The sequence below is a fragment of the Massilia sp. 9I genome, assembly GCF_902506415.1.
Classification (GTDB): domain Bacteria; phylum Pseudomonadota; class Gammaproteobacteria; order Burkholderiales; family Burkholderiaceae_D; genus Telluria.
This window is the reverse complement of sequence record NZ_LR733275.1, coordinates 1494342-1513206: the sequence shown is the minus strand read 5'-3', so window position 1 is coordinate 1513206 and position 18865 is coordinate 1494342. Positions and strand designations below refer to the sequence as shown.

Genomic DNA, 18865 nt, shown 5'->3' with positions numbered 1-18865 from the left:
CACCACATGAAACTCCGTCCCATCACTTCCGCCGTCCTGCTGTCGCTGTCCCTGCTGGCCGCCAGCGCCGCCCAGGCCGACGGCGAACGCCGTTCCTACATCATCCAGCTGGCCGACAAGCCGGTCGCCACCTATGAAGGCGGCGTCGAAGGCCTGCCTGCCACCAAGCCGGCCCCGGGCCAGCGCCTGAACGTGGACGCTTCCAGCGTCCAGGCCTACATCGGCTACCTCGACAGCAAGAAGGCCGACGTCATGAGCACCATCGCCGGCGCCGAGATCACCAACGAATACAAGGTCGTGCTGAACGGCTTCTCGGCCATGCTGACCGATGACGAAGTGCGCGCGTTGAAGAAGAACAGCAATGTCGTGGCCATCACCGCCGACTCGATCCTGCAGCTCGACACCAGCTACACCCCAGGCTTCATCGGCCTGGACGGTCCCGGCGGCCTGTGGTCCAAGCTGGGCGGCCAGGGCTCCGCCGGCGAGGACATGATCATCGGTATCGTCGACAGCGGCATCTGGCCGGAGCACGCCAGCTTCGCCGACCGCGTCGATTCGGCTACCGGCACCCCGAGCCATACCGGCGACCAGCTGGTCTATACCGCGCCGCCGAGCACCTGGAAGGGCAGCTGCGAAACCGGCGAAGGCTTCTCGGCATCGAACTGCAATAACAAGCTGATCGGCGCACGCTATTTCAAGGCAGCCAACCAGCAACTGCACTGGACCGAGTTCGCTTCGGCCCGCGACTCCGTCGCCGGCGTCGAAGGCAAGGGCGGCCACGGCACCCACACCGCCAGCACCGCCGGCGGCAATGCCGGCACCCCGGCCATCACCAATGGCCTGAGCCTGGGCAAGGTGAGCGGCATGGCGCCGCGCGCGCGCATCGCCGCCTACAAGGTGTGCTGGAGCTCCGGCACCACCACCGCCAGCAACGGCTGCGCCACCTCGAACAGCGTGGCCGCGATCGAACAGGCGGTCAAGGATGGCGTCAACGTCATCAACTTCTCGATCGGCCCGAACGCCGGCGGCGGCACCTTCACCGAAGCCACCGAGCAGGCCTTCCTGGGCGCGGCCGCGGCCGGCGTCTTCGTGGCCACCTCGGCCGGTAACGGCGGTCCGGGCGCGACCAGCGTCACCCCGACCGCCCACCTCAGCCCATGGCTGACCTCGGTCGGCAACGCCACCCACAATCGCCTCTACGTCGGCGACGTCACCCTCGGCGACGGCGTGGCCCTGACCGGCGCGTCGGGGAATGCCAAGAACGACCCGACCCCCCTGATCCTGGCGCGCGACGCCGGCATGGCCGGAATCGATCCGAACAATATCAACCTGAACCGCTGCTTCGGCAAGGCCGACGGTACCAACACCCCGGTTTACCTGGATCCGGCCAAGGTGGCCGGCAAGATCCTGGTCTGCGACCGCGGCGACAACGTGCTGGTCAACAAGAGCGCCAACGGCAAGCTGGCGGGCGCGGTCGGCGTGATCATCGCCAACGCCGAAGGCACCGCCAACACCATCATCAACCAGGCCCATACCATCTCGACGATTCACCTGGCACGCGTCGATGGCGACAAGCTGAAGGCCTACATGGCGAGCAATGCCTCGGCCACCGCCGCCATGGGCAACCTGCGCGGCGTGCTCGACCCGACCGTGCAGGCGCCGATGATGAGCACCACCTCCTCGCGCGGCCCGAACGTGGCCAACGCCAACATCCTGAAGCCGGACGTCTCGGCCCCGGGCAGCGACATCCTGGCCGCCGTCACCGCCGACCTGAGCAAGGACCAGCGCAATGCGGTTGCCGCCGGCAGCCCGTCGCCGACCACTGATTTCGCGTTCTATAGCGGCACCTCGATGGCCTCGCCGCACATCGCCGGCATGGCCGCGCTGCTCAAGCAGCGCCATCCTGACTGGACCCCGATGATGATCAAGTCGGCCCTGATGACCACCGCAATGGACGTGTTCGGCGACACCCAGAACGGCGCCCAGGCCTGGGATCCGACCGCCCGCTTCAACGGCAACCTGCCGTGGGGCCAGGGCGCCGGCTTCGCGCGTCCGACCATGGCCGACGACCCGGGCCTGGTGTACGACGCCGGCATGCCGGACTGGATCCGCTTCATGTGCGGCGCCAATGCGCTCAACCCGGCTTCGGCGAGCTGCACCAACTTCGGTTCGATCCAGCCATGGGACCTGAACCTGGCCTCGCTCACCGTCGCCAACATGCTGGGTGTGCAGAGCGTGAAGCGCACGGTGACCAACGTCGGCGCGACCACCGCGACCTACAACCCGACCGTCACCCTGGCCGGCTTCAGCGCGACGATCGAACCGGCGTCGCTGACCCTGGCTCCGGGCCAGAAGGCGGACTTCACCCTGAAGCTGACCCGCACCAGCGCACCGTTCAATACCTGGGTGTACGGCAAACTGACCTGGAACGACGGCGCCGGCCACGTGGTGCGCAGCCCGCTGACCGTGCGTGCAGCCTCGATCGCGACCGCCACCTCGGTGACCAGCGAAGCGACGTCCGGCAGCAAGTTCATCCCGGTCGGCACCGGCTTCGGCGGCGTGATGACGGTGGCAAAAGGCGGCCTGATCCCAGCCGTCCAGGACACCCGGACCGTGCTGCAGGCGCCGAACCTTACCGCCACCACCGCAGCCTGCTCCACCGGTGGCAACGTCGGTGTCATCGCCCATGACCTCACGATCGCGTCCGGCACCATGCTGGCCCGCTTCGCCCTGTACGACAGCGACACCTTGGGCGGCAACAGCGACCTCGACCTGCTCGTGATGCGCAAGGGCACCAACGGCGCCTATGCGTCGGTCGCCAGCAGCGGTAACGCCACCTCGAACGAGAACGTGCAGCTGGTGAACCCGGTCGCGGGCGACTACCGCGTCTGCGTGATCGGCTACGCGCCGAAGAACGGCTCGGACACCTACAAGCTGTCCTCGTGGGTCGTCACCCCGACCTCCACCGGCGGCAACTTCAAGGTCGTCGCACCAAGCGTGGTCGTGGCCGGCGGCATCACCCAGGTCGGCGTGTCGTGGTCGGGCCTGGCGGTCGGCAAGCGCCACATGGGCGCCATCGGCTACAAGACCGGCGGCGCGACCGTCGGCACCACGGTGATCGAAGTCGATACCACCGATCCGGTGCCGCCGTTCCTCAACGCCCGTCGCCAGCCGCAAGAAGTGGAATAAGCGGATGTTGCGCGGCCGCTGCGGCGGCCGCGCAGTACCGCGGAGCCGGCCCTGTCGTCTATGGGCCGGCTTTTTTATTGTCGTGCAGGTAATGTCGATTGCGTTTTAAGGCCGCCCGCGACACAATAAAGATTCCTGCAATAAATGCAACAAAGCATCATTCAGCAAGGAAGTCGAGGAAACATGCCGCACACCGCGCCGTTGTACAGGAACCATGTCCTGCTGCTGTCGCAGAGCTTCTTCATCAAGGACAACCGGGCCGAGCTGCTTCTGCACGCTCACAAGTACGACTTCGACATCCTGTTCTTCGATGACGTCTCGCGTTTCGTGGACGCGGTGGCGAAGGATGGTGGCGACAACCTGTACGTGATCGACCTCGACGCCCTGCACAACCTGCAGGCCGACATGCCTGACGGGCGGCGCACCCTGATGCTGGGGGAACTGCTGCAGCGCCTGCCGGGCGACCACAGCTACGTCTACCTGCAGAGCGCGCGCCAGGGCAGCCGCTTCCTGCTGCAGCAGCGCCTGGTCGACAGCCACTGCCTGGCGTATGCCGAGAAGCCGATCGCCAACGACGTGCTGGTCGACAAGCTGTTCAAGCTGTTCGTGCAGAAGAAGCGCGGCGACCCGGTACGCATGGTGGTGCTGGGCGAGGTGCCGGGCCTGGACGATGCGGCGCTGCTGGCGCGCGGGGTCGAAGTGCTGCGCCATCCGGATGCCCAGACCCTGCACCTGCGGGTCAAGGAACTGCAGCCCGACCTGGTCCTGGTGACCGATACCGAATACGGGCGCACCGACGCCATCGTGCGGGTGCTGCAAAAGAATATCGAGGCCGATCCGGTGCGCGAGATCGCGCTGCTGCAGTGCCGTCCCGATTCCCTCTTGACCCGGCGCGCACTGGCGGACGGCTTCGACGCCGTGCTGGCGAACTGCGAGCCGGAACTGCTGGCGGCCCAGCTGGTCAGTCGCGCGAACAAGATCCGCATCAACAAGGACTTGATCGGCAAGGACCGCGCCACCGGCCTCTTGAACAAGGTCGGCCTGCAACAGAAGACCCAGGGCCTGATCTGGCGCGCGGCCCAGGAAGGCTGCCCGCTGGCCTTCGGCGTCATCGATATCGACAAGTTCAAGACCATCAACGACACCTGGGGCCACCACTTCGGCGACATCGTGATCAAGCGCTTGTCCCTGACGCTGGCGACGCAGCTGGGCGAGTGCGACCTGCTCAGCCGCTTCGGCGGCGAGGAGTTCGTGGTGGTGTTCTGGGACTGCGGCCTGACCGAGGGCAGGCGCCGGCTGGATGCCATGCGCCAGGCCTTCGGCGCGATTCCCTTCGAGGTGGCGCCAGGCGACACGCGCCACTTCTCCTTCAGCGGCGGGGTCGCCGCCTATCCCGACTGCCGCAGCGAGAACGAACTGTTCCTGCGCGCCGACGCGATGCTGTACGTGGCGAAGCAGGGCGGGCGCAACCAGGTCTGCATCGGGGAGGCCGGGCTGGTACCGGCGTAAAAAACGCCAGCCGCGGCTGGCGTTCGAGCGTGGCCCGGCCCGCTTATTCCGACTTGGCCTGCAGGGCGTGCAGCTGTTCGCGCAGCTGCTGTGCGCTGGAGTGGGTGTAGTCCTTGTTGAACTCGGACTTGAGCAGCTTCTGCACCTGTCCATCCAGCTTGGTGCGCAGGACGCCCAGGAAGTCCGGCGACGCCGACACGATCAGTTGCTGGAAACGTCCCTCGTTGTGCGCCTTCAGAAGATAGGTCGCGACATCCTTGGCAAACAGGTCGGCCGCGTGCTGGTCGGGTGTCTGCGCCGGCTGGTACAGCTTGTTCGGCGCGCCCGCCTTGGCATTGTGGGCCATGCCGGCGCCCTCGTTGCCGCCGATGTTGTGCCGGCTGCCCGACGCCGCGGTCGGGCTCAGCGTGTCGGTTTCGGTGTCCACGGTGCGCAGCTGCGCGGCCGGACTGACCATGTCTTCGATTTCCTGCAGCGGCTCGGAAGGGTCCGATTCCGCGAAGAACCTTGCACGGCCTGCGTTGGCCGAAAGAATCCAGGTTGTTGGCATGCTACCCCCTGTCAGTAGTGAATTGTTAGAGGCTTCCGCGGCACATGAATAGCGCTGCGGAAACGCGCATGAAATGGCAATCGCATGCTTCGCGGCATGTCGATCAGGCTATGAACCCAGTATATCGCCGGTTCCGGAACCCCGGCGCACCGACGCCGCCAGCCGTGCGCGCCGCTGGACTTCTGCCCGCCCCGTCCTACCCTGTAGGTACCGGCAGGGCGCTGCCGAATCTTGTTTCTGCCCGTGCGTCCAAGCATGCACCCGCTGCCGGGTCTTCCAAGGAGACTGACATGAGCCAACCCAGCACTTCCACACCCTCGCCGCGCCAGCCGCCCGACGCGCCCATGCCCGACTACGCGGCGATCAAACAGCGCCAGCAGGCCACCTGGGCCAGCGGCGACTTCGCCATCGTCGGGGTGACGCTGCAGATCGTCGGCGAATCGCTCGCCGAAGCCGCCGACATCCGCGCCAATGAGCGCGTGATCGACATCGCCGCCGGCAATGGCAATGCCACGCTGGCCGCAGCGCGCCGTTTTGCGCGCGTGACTTCCACCGACTATGTCCCGGCCCTGCTCGAGAAAGGGCGCCAGCGCGCCGCGGCCGAAGGGCTGGAGGTCGAATTCCGCGAGGCCGATGCCGAGGCCCTGCCGTTCTACGACGGCAGCTTCGACGTCGCGCTGTCGACCTTCGGCGTGATGTTCGCACCCGACCATGCGCGCAGCGCTGCCGAGATGATGCGGGTGGTGCGCGGCGGCGGGCGCATCGGCATCGCCAGCTGGACGCCGGACGGCTTCATCGGCCAGATGTTCAAGACGGTGGGGCGCTACGTGCCGCCGCCGGCGGGCCTGGTGTCGCCCGCCATGTGGGGCAGCGAAGCGTATGTGCGCCAGCTGTTCGGCGATGGGGCCGCCAGCATCCGCGCCCAGCCGCGCATCTTCAATTTCCGCTATGCCTCGCCGGCGCACATGATCCAGGTCTTCCGCGACTACTACGGGCCGGTATTCAAGGCTTTCGGCGCGCTCGACCCGGCCGGCAGGCAGGCGCTGGAGCAGGACCTCAGCGCGCTGCTCGAGCGTTCCAATATCGCGGGTGACAGCTCGCTGGTGGTGCCGGCCGAATACCTCGAGGCCGTGATCATCAAGCGCACGCCCGAAGTGCTCCATTAACATGCTTCACCGGGCCGCCTGCGCGGTCCGGTGGCGTCCCGCACGCGTGGCGGTTGGTGGCGCGCCAGCCCGGCAGTACAATCGAATACATTCATTCGAGAAAGCTTGCCATGCGTACTGCCGTCGCCGTTTGCTGCACCCTCGTTTCCATCTCGCTGCTCCCCGCGCCGGCCCGGGCCCAGACCGAAGTCCGGATCGGCACCGCCTCGCCGTTGTCCGGTCCTGGCGCCCACCAGGGCAAGGACATCGAGAACGGCGCCCGCATGGCGATCGACGAGCTGAACGCCAAGGGCATCGCCATCGGCGGCAAGAAGATCACCTGGGTGCTGCAGGCCGAGGACGACGCCAGCGATCCCAAGACCGGCACCGCCGTGGCCCAGAAGCTGGTCGACGCGCACGTCGCGGCCGTCGTCGGCCACCTCAATTCCGGGCCGACAGTGCCGGCCTCGAAGATCTATGCCAGCGCCGGCATTCCGCAGATCTCGCCGGCCGCCACCACGCCGGTGTACACCAACCAGGGCTACAAGACCGCCTTCCGGGTGGTGGCCAACGACAACCTGATCGGGCGCACGCTGGCGCGCTACGCGCTCGGCACCCTGAAGGGCAAACGCATCGCCGTGATCGACGACCGCACCGCGTTTGGCCAGGGCCTGGCCGACCAGTTCGCACGCGAGGTACGCGCGGCCGGCGGCGCCACCATCGTCAGCCGCCAGTTCACCCACGACAAGGCGACCGATTTCAGCGCCATCCTGACCCAGATCCGCGGCCACCGTCCGGATGTGATCTTCTACGGCGGCATGGATGCCGTGGCCGGCCCCATGCTCAAGCAGATGAAGACCCTCGGGCTGCAGGCGAAGTTCGTGGCCGGCGATGGCGTCTGCTCGGAAAAGCTGCCGCTGCTGGCCGGCGATGCGCTGGGTGACGACAAGGTCTTCTGCGCGGTCGCGGGCGGCGTCACCGGCGCCCAGGAACAGGCCTTCAATGCCTTCGGCGAGCGCTTCCGCCAGCGCTATGGCCACCCGGTCGAGACCTATGCTCCCTATGCCTACGATGCGGTAATGGTGTTCGCCGCGGCGATGCAGAAGGCCGGTTCCACCCTACCTGCGCGCTTCGTGCCGGCCCTGCACGCGGTCCGGCACGAAGGCGTCACCGGCAGCATCGCCTTCGATCCCAAGGGCGACCTGCGCGACGCCGGCATGACCTTGTACACCTACCGCCAGGGCAAGAAGGTGAAGCTGCAGGTGGTGCGCGGAAAGTAAGTGATAGCGCCTGTATTGACGGGCGCCCTGAAACAATCCGCATACAAAAATGCGCTTGGCATTGCTCTGGCTGTTGGATTAGGATCGACCGGTTCCCAATACCAACAATCTGGAGAGAGAGATGAAACGACGCCTGTGCAGCACTTTGATCGCGGGGCTGTTTGCCGTCGCGTCCCAGGCCGGCGCCCACGACGCCGCACCTGCCAGTACGGCAGCGCCATCGGCAGCGGCCGCCGCGGGATCCGGCATCGAAGTCGCGGCCATCGATCGCGAGGTGCGCGCGCAGGACGACTTCTTCCGCTACACCCAGGGCAAGTGGCTGAAGGACGTCGAGATCCCGTCCGACCGCTCCAGCTGGGGCGCCTTCAACATCGCGCAGGACAAGGTCGAGCAGCAGATCGCCGCCATCATCGCTGAAGCCGCCGCCCAGAAGGATGCCAAAGCCGGTTCGGAAGCCCAGAAGATCGGCGACCTGTACACCAGCTACGTCGACCAGGCTAGGCGCGACCAGCTCGGCCTGGCGCCGCTCAAGCCGGAACTGGCGCGCATCCAGGCGCTGAAGGACAAGCGCGGCCTGGCGGCCCTGATGGCACACCTCGACCGCATCGGCGTCGACGCCCCGATCGGCATGGGCGTGGGCCAGGACAACAAGAACTCGACCCGCTACGTGGTCGGCATCTCGCAGTCGGGCCTCGGCATGCCGGACCGCGACTACTACCTGAACGATGCGGACGCGCGCCTGAAGGACACGCGCGCCAAGTACCAGGCCCACGTCGAGAAGATGCTGGCGCTGGCCGGTCACCAGGATGCAGCAAGCAAGGCGCAGCAGATCGTGGCCCTGGAAACCGAGATCGCCCGCATCCAGTGGACCAAGGTCGAGAACCGCGATCCGGTCAAGCGCTACAACAAGAAGACCCTGGCCGAGCTGCGCACCCTGGCCCCCGGCTTCGACTGGACTACTTACCTGAAGGGCACGGGCGCCGGCAAGGAGAGCTCGGTGATCGTCAGCCAGCCGTCCTACCTCGAGGGTCTGGACAAGCTGATTGCGGCGACGCCGGTCGACACCTGGAAGTCGTATTTCGAGTTCCGCATGCTCAGCGCCTACGCGCCTTACCTGTCGCAGGCCTTTGTCGATGAGAGCTTCGCCTTCCGCGGCGCCGTGCTATCCGGCTCGAAGGAAAACCGTCCCCTGGACAAGCGCGCGATCGCCGAAGTGAACCGCACCCTGAGCGAAGTGGTGGGCAAGGCCTACGTCAGCCGCCACTTCCCGGCCGAGCGCAAGCAGCAGGTGCTGGACATGGCCAAGAACTTCATCACCGCCTTCGGCGAAGGCATCGACCAGCTCGAATGGATGTCGCCGGAGACCAAGAAGCAGGCGCATGCCAAGCTGGCCAAGATCAACGTCAAGATCGGCTACCCGGACAAGTGGCGCGATTACTCGAAGCTGAAGATCGTGCGCAACGACCTGGTGGGCAACATGATGCGCGCGCGCGAGTTCGGCCACGACTACATGGTGAACCGCCTCGGCAAGCCGGTCGACCGCACGGTGTGGAGCATGTCGCCGCAGACCGTCAATGCCTATTACAGCCCGACCCTGAACGAAGTCGTGTTCCCGGCGGCGCGCCTGCAGTACCCGCTGTACGACGCCGACGCCGAGCCGGCGGTGAACTACGGCTCGGTCGGCATCTCGATCGGCCATGAGATCAGCCACGCCTTCGACGACAAGGGTTCGCAGTATGACGGCGACGGCAACCTGCGCAACTGGTGGACCGAGGAAGACGCCAAGCAGTTCGCCGCGCGCGGCAAGGTGCTGGTCGACCAGTACGCCGGCTACAGCCCGCTGCCGGGCTACCACCTGAACGGCGAGCTGACCCTGGGCGAGAACATCGCCGACAACGCCGGCGCCATCATGGCCAGCCGCGCCTACAAAATCTACCTGAAGGGCAAGCCTGGTCCGGTGATCGACGGCTTCACCGCCGAACAGCGCCTGTTCATGGGCCTGTCGCAGGCACGCAAGGGCAAGGCGCGCGACGCGGCGCTGATCTCGCAGGTGAAGACCGACCCGCATTCGCCGGCGGAGTTCCGCGTCAACGGCAGCCTGCGCAACCACCCGGGCTTCTACGAAGCCTTCGAGGTCAAGCCGGGCGACAAGATGTACCTGGATCCAAAGGATCGCGTGATCTTCTGGTAAGCATTGCCTCAGGAAGCAGACGACAGGGCCCGCTTGTGCGGGCCCTTTTACTGATTAAGCCTGCGGTGTCAATTGCAGCCGGTCGACTTCGAGCCCCTGGGCCGCCAGGCGCGCCAGCAGGGCCTCGTAGCGGTCCTGTTCTACCCGCGGCGTGCGCGACAGGATCCACAGGTAGTCGCGCCCCGGTTCGCTGACCGCGGCGAGGGAATAGGCGGGGTCGAGATCGACGATCCAGTAGTCGCCCCAGACCAGCGGAATGAAGGACAGCGCCGCCGGTGCGAAGCGCACGCGCAGCTTGGGCGAATCGGGACCGCCGACCTGGTGCGCAATGGCTTGCGCCAGTTCGCTGCCGCCGTCGTGACGACGACAGCGGTTCTCGACCTTGACGCTGCCGTCCGGCAGGGCGGTATAGGTCGCCGTGGTGTCGCCGGCGCATTTGCGCTCGAAGCGGTTGGGAAAGCGCGCGATTTCGTACCAGGTGCCCATGTAGCGGGCGACGTCCAGCTTGTCGATGGTGGCGAGCGTGCTGCGTGCGGCCTTGGCCGCGACATAGGCTTTCATGCCCAGCAGCGCCACGCCGGCAGCAACGGCGCCCTTCAATAAGGGAGAGGGTGTTTTCCTGTTCATGGATGAGGGTCCTGTTGTTGGGCTCATCATGCTAGCGCGCGGACTGGATGTCCGGCGCACATACGCTGCGCGCGTGGTCGATCTCCGCTCAGCCGGTGGAAGCCTCGATCAATTCGATCCGGTTGCCGAACGGGTCTTCGATGCCGGCGCGGCGTCGCCCGTAGACCTGGGCTTCCTCGCGTACTTCCACTCCACGTTCGCGCAGCAGGGTGCAGTAGGCGTCGAAGTCCTCGACGAAGAAAGCCGGGTGCGCCTTCTTGGCCGGCACGAAGCCGGCCTGGCCTCCGATGTGCAGCTGCGAACTGCCGGCCGTGAACCACACCCCGCCCGAAGCGTTCAGCGGCGCCGGCTTCGGTACTTCCGGCAGTCCCAGCACGCCGCCATAAAAGGCGCGCGCCGCGTCGTCGGCGCCCGGAGGAGTGGCGACCTGGACGTGGTCGATACCGGCGATATGGGGCATGGGAGTCTCCGCAGTTGTGGATGCATCGGGAGAGGCATTATCGCATCCGTGCGCCGGGCGCCACCCAAGAAAAAATGCCGGCCAGCGTCGCTGGCCGGCATCGCCTGGGGGAGGCGCTGACGCTTATTTCGGCATGATCACCGTATCGATGACGTGAATGACGCCATTGTCGGCCTGCACGTCGGTTTTCACGACCTTGGCCTTGTCGACCGATACCGCGCCGCCCTGGGCGCTCACGGTCAGGCTGCTGCCTTCCACGGTCTTGACCTGGCCCGGCTTGACGTCGGCAGCCATCACCTTGCCGGGCACCACGTGGTAGGTCAGCACCTTGGTCAGCGCAGCCTTGTCCTTCAGCAGCGCATCCAGCTTGGCCTTCGGGATCTTGGCGAAGGCGGCATCGGTTGGGGCGAATACCGTGAACGGACCTGGTCCCTTCAGGGTATCGACCAGGCCGGCCGCCTGCACGGCCGTGACCAGGGTGTTGAAGCTGCCGGCCGACTTCGCCGTATCGACGATATCGGCCGCCTGTGCTGCCGACAGCGAGAAGGCAATGAGGCTACCCAGTACGATCTTCTTCATGTTGCGCTCCTTGGTTGAGTTGTACTGCTGTTGTCTCAGAAATTAAGCCAAAATTGTGGATAAGTCCATCAATGAACCGGGTCATTTGTCATGAAATCGGTTCAATACCGCAGCAATCGCGCAGTGTGAACCGTGTTCTCGCTAAGCCAGTCCATGCATGTCCCCGATCCGGCAGGGCAGAAGTGGAAGTGTCGCGGATTGCGTGGTACTGTGGCCGCCTTGCACTTTCTCAACTAGGGAGCCCTGCATTGAAAAACCTGACTCTTGCCCTGATCAGCCTGGCCGCGGCGACTAGCCACGCGGCGGAAGCACCGAAGTTCGACTCCAAACGCCTGTCCCAGGACGTCAAGGTCCTGTCCTCGGACGAATTCGAGGGCCGCGGCCCGAATACCGCGGGTGAAACCAAGACCGTCGATTACCTGGTCCAGCAATTCAAGGCCGCCGGCCTGCAGCCTGGCGGTGACCTCGCCGGCGGCAAGCGCGCCTGGACCCAGGACGTGCCCCTCGGCCGTTTCGAGATCAAGGGCCCGGTCGCCTTGACCGTGACGGAAGGCGGCAAGAGCCGCAGCCTGAAGCAGGGCGACGACCTGGCGGTGCGCGCCTCCATGAGCGGCATGAAGCAGGTCAGCTTCAAGAACGCGCCGCTGGTCTTCGTCGGCTACGGCGTCACCGCGCCGGAACGCAAGTGGGACGACTTCAAGGGTGTGGACCTGAAGGGCAAGCTGGCCGTGGTCCTGATCAACGACCCGGACTTCGAAACCGGCAAGGGCGAATTCGGCGGCAAGGCCATGACCTATTACGGCCGCTGGACCTACAAGTTCGAGGAAATGGCGCGCCGCGGCGCGCTGGGCACCATCATCGTGCATGAAACCGCGCCGGCTTCCTACGGCTGGCCGACGGTGAAGAACTCCAACACCAACACCATGTACGACGTGGTGCGCAAGGAGCCGCTCAAGTCGCATGCGCCGGTGGAAGCCTGGATCCAGCGCGACCTCGCCGCCAGCCTGTTCAAGTCGGCCGGACTCGATTACGAAGCGGCCAAGAAACAGGCCCAGACCCGCGACTTCAAGCCGGTCGAACTGAAGGGCGTGACCCTGTCGGCCGACTACGCGGTCGATGCGCAGGTAATCAAGTCGAAGAACGTGGTGGCGATCCGCGAGGGCAGCAAGCAGCCCAAGCAGTACGTGATCTACAGCGGCCACTGGGACCACCTGGGCGTGGGCCAGCCGGATGCCAAGGGCGACAAGATCTATAACGGCGCGATCGACAACGCCACCGGCATTGCCGCCATGCTGGAACTGGCGCGCGCCTACGGCAAGCAACCGGCGCCGCAGCGCAGCGTCGTGTTCCTGGCGGTGACGGCGGAAGAGAAGGGCCTGCTCGGTTCCGAGTACTACGCCTCCAATCCCCTGTACCCGCTGGCCTCGACGGTCGGCGTGATCAACATGGACGCCCTGAGCCCGCACGGCCCTTCGCGCGACTTCAACATCTCGGGCAGCGCCAAGCTGGAACTGCTGGACCAGCTGGTAGCCAAGGCCAAACAATGGAACCTGAGCTACTCGCCGGATCCGAAACCGGAAGCGGGGTACTTCTTCCGTTCCGACCACTTCCCATTCGCCAAGCGCGGCGTGCCGGCGCTGTCCTTCGGTTCCGGCATGGACCGGGTCGAGGGTGGCATGACAGCGGGCAAGGCGGCCGAGGAAGCCTATACCGAGAAGAACTACCACCAGCCGTCGGACGCGTTCGATCCGAGCTGGCCCTTCACCGGCATGGCACGCGACCTGGAACTGCTGTACGCGGTCGGCAACGACCTGGCCAACTCGAGCAGCTGGCCGAACTGGGCGCCGGACTCCGAGTTCCGCGCGGCGCGCGACAAGTCGGCGGCGCAGCGTAAATAAGCGCAAGACCTCGCAACGAGAACGCCACCGCATGCGGTGGCGTTTTTCTTTGGTGGAGCCTGTTTGCCGGCTCAGCTCTTGCGCACGAATTCCGATTTCAGGCTCATGGCGCCGAAGCCTTCGATCTTGCAATCGATATCGTGGTCGCCGTCGACCAGGCGGATATTCTTGACCTTGGTGCCCTGCTTGACGACGCCGCCACCGCCTTTCAGCTTGAGGTCCTTGATGACGGTGACCGAGTCGCCATCCTGCAGCAGGTTGCCGGCCGCGTCGCGCCAGACGCGCTGCGCCGCTTCCTCCTGCGCGGCGGCCTGGATGGGCCACTCGTGCGCACATTCCGGGCAGACGTAGTTGCCCGAGCCGTCTTCATAGGTCAACGTGGAGCTACAAGCGGGGCAGGGTGGCAGGGTGGACATGGCGGACTCCGGATAAAAAAAGCGGCGGGGAAAACAAAAACGCCACCCGAAGGTGGCGCTCATTGTCGGTACTGCTGAATTCTTGGTGGCCCGGGGCGGAATCGAACCACCGACACAAGGATTTTCAATCCTCTGCTCTACCAACTGAGCTACCAGGCCAAGAGAGGCATGATTATAGCCAGCGATTTTCATCTGCGCAAGCCCCGCGTGCCTCCGTTCGCCCGGCACGCCACGAGGACGGCGGGGCGCGCTGTTGACATCTCGCTATAATGTGTTTCATGACTACCACCTCCGCCCAGCATCGCAGCGACGTCTGCATCGTCGGCAACGGCGCCATCGCCAAGACTGCCGCCCTCGGTTTCGCCCAGTCGGGATACAGCGTCACCCTGCTGGTGCCGCCGTCGCGCCCGGCGCCAGAGACACCGAGCACCTCGGCCGCGGAGAAACCCTGGGATGTGCGGGTCTATGCCCTGAACCACACGGCGCACGACCTGCTGGCTTCGCTCAAGGTCTGGGGGGCGCTCGACCTGGCGCGGGTCCAGCCGGTCGACGCAATGGATATCCGCGGTGATGGCCAGCAGGGCGGCAACCTCGGCTTTGACGCCTTCGGCGCCCACGTCGGCACCCTGGCCTGGATCGTCGAGGACAGCAACCTGAACGGCGCGCTGGACGCGGCGCTCAAGTTCGCCGCCAATGTCCAGCTGGTCACCGGCTGCGCCTGCGATCTCACCTGCAGCGATCTCGGCGCCGCCGTGCTGCTGGAAGACGGCACCAAGATCGCCTGCGAACTCGTGATCGGCGCCGACGGCCGCGAATCCTGGGTGCGCGGGCAGTGCGACATCGGGGTCGATTACCGCATGTACCACCAGCGCGCCATCGTCACCAATTTCGCCTGCGACAAGCCGCACCATGGCGCCGCCTCCCAGTGGTTCACCTGCGCCGACGGCATCATCGCGCTGCTGCCGCTGCCCGGCAACCGCGTCTCGCTGGTCTGGTCGGCTCCGGAAACCCTGGCCGACACCTTGATGGACGAGTCGCTCGGGGAAATGGCGATCCGCCTGGCAGAATACGCCGACGAGAAGCTCGGCACGCTGCGTCCGCTGCAGCCGGAAGCCGTCAAGGCAGTGCCGCTGGCGCTGGTGCGTCCGCATTCGCTGGTTGCGCCGCGCGTGGCGCTGGTGGGCGACGCCGCCCACGCCGTGCATCCGCTGGCCGGGCACGGCATGAATTTGGGCTTCGGCGACATCGTCGACCTCCTGACGGTGCTGCGCGAACGCGAAGACCGCCGCGGCATCGCCGACGAGCGGGTGCTGGCGCGCTATGCCCGCAAACGCAAGGAAGACGTGCTGCTTATGCAATGGGCCACTGACGGGTTAGAGCGTTTGTTCGGCGCCAACCTCGAACCCCTACGCGTTGTGCGTAATTTCGGATTAAACTTGCTCGATAAATTGCCCGGAGTTAAGCGCCGCCTGATGGCGCATGCGATGGGCAAGTAAATCATCACCCAACCGAGCACCGAGCTCCTGTAAGGAATTGTCATGTTGAAAACGAAGGTCGCCGTGCTGCTGGCGACGGGCCTGCTCGCATCTTGCGTCGAGGCGCAGAACACCACCGAGGCCACCATCAAGAAGGCCCTGGAACCGCGCCTGGGCGGCGCCAAGATCGAAGCGATCCGTGAGACCCCCTATGGCGGCCTGTACGAAGTGCGCGTCGCCGGCGACATCCTGTACACGGACAAGAAGGGCGAATACCTGTTCATCGGCCACGTCTACGACACCAAGACCTCGACCAACCTGACCCGCTCCCGCGTCGACGAGATCAACAAGATCAAGTTCACCGACCTGCCGTTCGAGATGGCGCTGAAACAGGTCAAGGGCAACGGCAAGCGCCAGATCGCCGTGTTCGAAGACCCGAACTGCGGCTACTGCAAGCGCCTGCGCCAGACCACGCTCAAGGAAATCGACAACGTCACCATCTACACCTTCATGTACAACATCCTGTCGGAGGATTCGTTCGTGAAGTCGAAGAACATCTGGTGCGCGGCCGACCGCGTCAAGGCCTGGGATGACTGGATGATCAACGGCAAGCTGCCGCCGACGGCACCCGCCGCCTGCGAGTCGCCGAACGACAAGGTGCTGGCGCTCGGCCAGAAGCTGCGCATCCAGGGCACCCCGGCGATCTTCTTCACCGACGGCTCGCGCATCCCGGGCGCGATCGACCTGAAGGGCCTGGAAGCCAAGCTCGATTCGCTCAAGTAAAAAGAAGCAGCAGCACCGTGGCGGCAAGGTCGCCACGCATAACGAAGTCAATAACAGGCAGTCCAAACAGGGAGCAGTACATGGTCACCTTGAACATCAACGGGCGCGACCTCCAGGTCGACGCCGACCCCAGCACGCCCATCCTCTGGGCGCTGCGCGACAACCTCAACATGACGGGCACCAAGTTCGGCTGCGGCGCGGCGCTGTGCGGCGCCTGCACCGTGCACCTGGACGGCAACCCGATCCGCTCCTGCGTCACGCCGATTTCGAGCGTGCAGGGCCAAAAGATCACCACCATCGAAGCGATGGAAAACGACAAGGTCGGCAAGGCCGTGCAGGATGCCTGGGTCAAGCACGACGTGCCCCAGTGCGGCTACTGCCAGAGCGGGCAGGTGATGAGCGCCGCGGCCCTGCTGCGCACCAACAAGCGCCCGAGCGACGCCGACATCGACAACGCGATGAGCGGCAACATCTGCCGCTGCGGCACCTACCAACGGATCCGCGCGGCCATCAAGGATGCCGCCAAGACCCTCGCCTGAGGAGCGCACCATGAAATTCGACTGGATCGACCGCGCCGCCGTTGCACGTTCGGCAGGCGCCGGCTTGTCGCGCCGCGGCTTCCTGAAAGCCGGCGCTGCCGCCACAGGTGGCCTGGTGCTCGGCTTCACCCTGCCGGGCGCCAACCGCTTTGCCAACGCCGCCGATGCCAAGGTGTATGCGCCGAATGCGTTCTTGCGCATCGCGCCCGACAACAGCGTCACTGTCATCGTCAACCGCCTCGAATTCGGCCAGGGCGTGCACACCTCGCTGCCGATGCTGATCGCGGAAGAACTCGACGCCGACTGGTCGCAGATGCGCGGCGAACTGGCGCCGGCCGGCGACGTCTACAAGGATCCGGCCTTCGGCATCCAGATCACCGGCGGCTCAGGCAGCATTGCGCGCGGCTTCACGCAATACCGCGAGATCGGTGCGCGCGCCCGCGCCATGCTGGTCGCGGCCGCGGCCGAGCAGTGGAAGGTCGATCCTTCCAAGCTCACGACGTCGAAAGGCATGGTGCTCGGTCCGAACGGTTTGAAGGCGAGCTATGGTTCGCTGGCCGACGCCGCCATGAAGCAGCCGGTGCCCGCCACCGTGGTGCTCAAGGATGCCAAGGCGTTCCGCTACATCGGCAAACCGATGCGCCGCATCGACGCGCGCGCCAAGTCGAGCGGCCACCAGCAGTTCGGCATCGACTTCAAGCCGGAGAATGCGCTGACCGTGGTGATCGCACGTCCGCCGGTGTTCGGCGCGAAGGTGGCGAAATTCGATGCCGCCGCGGCGCGCGCAGTCAAGGGCGTGGTCGAGGTGCTGGAAGTGGAGCTGGACCGAGGGGCGCGCGGCGTCGCCGTGTTCGCGACCGGCTACTGGCCGGCGAAGCAGGGCCGCGAGGCGCTGCAGGCCGAATGGGATAGCAGCGCCGTCGCAAAGGTCGACAGCGCACGCCAGTTGGAGGAATACCGCCAGCTGGCCAAGGCGCCGGGCGGCAGCGTGGCGCGCGCGGCCGACGTGTCGAAGCTGGCAAGCGCGGCCCACAAGATATCGGCCGTCTACGAGTTCCCGTATCTGGCGCACGCGCCGATGGAACCGCTCAATTGCGTGGTCGACCTGAAGGATGATGCCTGCACCATCTGGGCCGGCACCCAGTTCCAGACCGTCGACCAGCAGGTCGCCGCAGGGCTGCTCGGCTTCAAGCCGGAGCAGGTGACGATCAACACGATGATGGCGGGCGGCGGTTTCGGCCGCCGCGCGGTGCCGGCCTCGGACTGGATGGGCGACACCGTGCGCATCGCGAAGGCCTGGCGCGCAGCAGGTAAAAGCGGTCCGGTCAAGGTGGTGTGGAGTCGCGAGGATGACATCCGCGGCGGCTATTACCGCCCGGCCTATGTGCACCGCGCCGATATCGGCCTCGACGCCAAGGGCCAGATCGTGGCCTGGGACCACAAGGTGGTGGGCCAGTCGATCATGGCCGGCACCCTGTTCGAGCCGATGATGGTCAAGAACGGCGTGGACGGCACCACCATCGAAGGCATGGGCGAGCCTTATGCCGTGCCGATGAACCTGAGCGTGCACGGCGTGACGCAGAACGTGCCGGTGCTGTGGTGGCGCTCGGTGGGCTCGACCCACACCGCCTTTGTCATGGAGACCCTGATCGACGAGGCGGCCCATGCCGCCAAGCTCGACCCGGTCGCCTACCGCAAGGGGCTGATGGGCGAGAAGCACGCGCGCCATCGTGCGGCGCTCGACCTGGCGGTGGCCAAGTCCGGCTACGGTACGCGCAAGCTGCCGAAGGGCCGCGCCTGGGGCGTGGCCGTGCACGAGTCCTTCGGCACGGTGGTGGCCTATGTGGTCGAAGCCTCGGTGGTCGAGGGTGTTCCGAAATTGCACCGCGCGGTCGCGGGCGTGCACTGCAACCAGCCGGTCAACCCGCTGTCGATCGAGGCGCAGGTGCAGGGCGCGGCCCTGATGGGCCTCGGCATGACCCTGCCGGGCGCCGCGATCACGCTCAAGGACGGCGTGGTCGAGCAGCAGAACTTCGGCGATTACGTGGTGGCGCGCCACCACGAGATGCCGCAGGTCGAGGTGCACATCGTGCCCTCGAACGAGCCGCCGACCGGCATCGGCGAGCCGGGCCTGCCGCCGCTGGCGCCGGCCTTTGCCAACGCCGTGTTCCGGCTGACCGGCAAGCGCCTGCGCAAGCTGCCGTTCGACCTCGCCACGGCTTGA

General features: G+C 66.0%; 15 protein-coding genes and 1 tRNA gene. 10 read left to right on the top strand and 6 right to left on the bottom strand.

Translation table 11 applies throughout. From position 1 onward, the window contains the following. The first annotated feature begins 6 nt into the window (after positions 1-6). Both GV068_RS25410 and GV068_RS06875 read left to right on the top strand, forming a co-directional pair. Complete coding sequence (locus GV068_RS25410; protein WP_159696628.1) at positions 7-3189, top strand: S8 family peptidase; 3183 nt, start codon at positions 7-9, stop codon at positions 3187-3189. Between the two features lie 183 nt (positions 3190-3372). Further along, the gene (locus GV068_RS06875) at positions 3373-4698 is read left to right on the top strand and encodes a diguanylate cyclase (protein WP_159696627.1); all 1326 of its coding nucleotides are present in this window, start codon (positions 3373-3375) and stop codon (positions 4696-4698) included. Between the two features lie 43 nt (positions 4699-4741). On the opposite strand, the gene GV068_RS06870 is transcribed toward GV068_RS06875, so the two are convergent. Continuing rightward, entirely contained in the window at positions 4742-5248 is a 507-nt protein-coding gene (locus GV068_RS06870; RefSeq protein ID WP_159696626.1) for a host attachment protein, read from the bottom strand. 290 nt (positions 5249-5538) lie between these two features. Here GV068_RS06870 and GV068_RS06865 point away from each other — a divergent pair, with 290 nt between their 5' ends. From GV068_RS06865 to GV068_RS06855, 3 genes are all read left to right on the top strand, one after another. Then, a complete protein-coding gene (locus tag GV068_RS06865; protein ID WP_159696625.1) occupies positions 5539-6414 on the top strand; it encodes a class I SAM-dependent methyltransferase in 876 nt (291 codons plus the stop codon). A gap of 110 nt (positions 6415-6524) precedes the next feature. Beyond that, positions 6525-7673 carry a branched-chain amino acid ABC transporter substrate-binding protein gene (locus GV068_RS06860; RefSeq protein ID WP_159696624.1) on the top strand — a complete coding sequence of 383 codons (1149 nt, stop codon included), beginning with the start codon at positions 6525-6527 and terminating at the stop codon, positions 7671-7673. Positions 7674-7794: 121 nt separating this feature from the next. Then, positions 7795-9864, top strand: a complete 2070-nt coding sequence (locus tag GV068_RS06855; RefSeq protein ID WP_159696623.1) for a M13 family metallopeptidase — start codon at positions 7795-7797, stop codon at positions 9862-9864. Between the two features lie 54 nt (positions 9865-9918). On the opposite strand, the gene GV068_RS06850 is transcribed toward GV068_RS06855, so the two are convergent. The 3 genes from GV068_RS06850 to GV068_RS06840 all read right to left on the bottom strand — a co-directional run bounded on the left by GV068_RS06850 (position 9919) and on the right by GV068_RS06840 (position 11530). Next, positions 9919-10491, bottom strand: a complete 573-nt coding sequence (locus GV068_RS06850) for a lipocalin family protein (protein WP_229463815.1) — start codon at positions 10489-10491, stop codon at positions 9919-9921. 88 nt (positions 10492-10579) lie between these two features. Continuing rightward, complete coding sequence (locus GV068_RS06845) at positions 10580-10951, bottom strand: VOC family protein (RefSeq protein WP_159696622.1); 372 nt, start codon at positions 10949-10951, stop codon at positions 10580-10582. Positions 10952-11074: 123 nt separating this feature from the next. After that, on the bottom strand, positions 11075-11530 hold the full coding sequence (locus GV068_RS06840; protein WP_159696621.1) for a fasciclin domain-containing protein: 456 nt from the start codon (positions 11528-11530) through the stop codon (positions 11075-11077). 248 nt (positions 11531-11778) lie between these two features. On the opposite strand from GV068_RS06840, the gene GV068_RS06835 reads away from it, so the two are divergent. Beyond that, positions 11779-13428 (top strand): M28 family metallopeptidase, encoded by a 1650-nt coding sequence (locus GV068_RS06835; protein ID WP_159696620.1) that lies wholly within the window; start codon positions 11779-11781, stop codon positions 13426-13428. A gap of 71 nt (positions 13429-13499) precedes the next feature. Here GV068_RS06835 and GV068_RS06830 read toward each other — a convergent pair whose 3' ends face one another. Together GV068_RS06830 and GV068_RS06825 are read right to left on the bottom strand one after the other, a co-directional pair. Further along, the gene (locus GV068_RS06830; RefSeq protein ID WP_159696619.1) at positions 13500-13844 is read right to left on the bottom strand and encodes a zinc ribbon domain-containing protein YjdM; all 345 of its coding nucleotides are present in this window, start codon (positions 13842-13844) and stop codon (positions 13500-13502) included. An 83-nt stretch (positions 13845-13927) separates the two neighbouring features. Next, positions 13928-14003: transfer RNA gene (locus tag GV068_RS06825), tRNA-Phe, on the bottom strand. Between the two features lie 119 nt (positions 14004-14122). Between GV068_RS06825 and GV068_RS06820 the strand changes: the two genes are divergently transcribed. The 4 genes from GV068_RS06820 (at position 14123) to GV068_RS06805 (ending at position 18865) form a co-directional block, all read left to right on the top strand. After that, positions 14123-15340 (top strand): FAD-dependent monooxygenase, encoded by a 1218-nt coding sequence (locus GV068_RS06820; RefSeq protein WP_159696618.1) that lies wholly within the window; start codon positions 14123-14125, stop codon positions 15338-15340. Positions 15341-15382: 42 nt separating this feature from the next. Then, positions 15383-16102: a DsbC family protein gene (locus GV068_RS06815; RefSeq protein WP_159696617.1), complete on the top strand. Its 720-nt coding sequence runs from the start codon at positions 15383-15385 to the stop codon at positions 16100-16102. An 80-nt stretch (positions 16103-16182) separates the two neighbouring features. Further along, positions 16183-16641, top strand: a complete 459-nt coding sequence (locus GV068_RS06810) for a (2Fe-2S)-binding protein (protein ID WP_159696616.1) — start codon at positions 16183-16185, stop codon at positions 16639-16641. A 10-nt stretch (positions 16642-16651) separates the two neighbouring features. After that, complete coding sequence (locus tag GV068_RS06805; RefSeq protein WP_159696615.1) at positions 16652-18865, top strand: xanthine dehydrogenase family protein molybdopterin-binding subunit; 2214 nt, start codon at positions 16652-16654, stop codon at positions 18863-18865.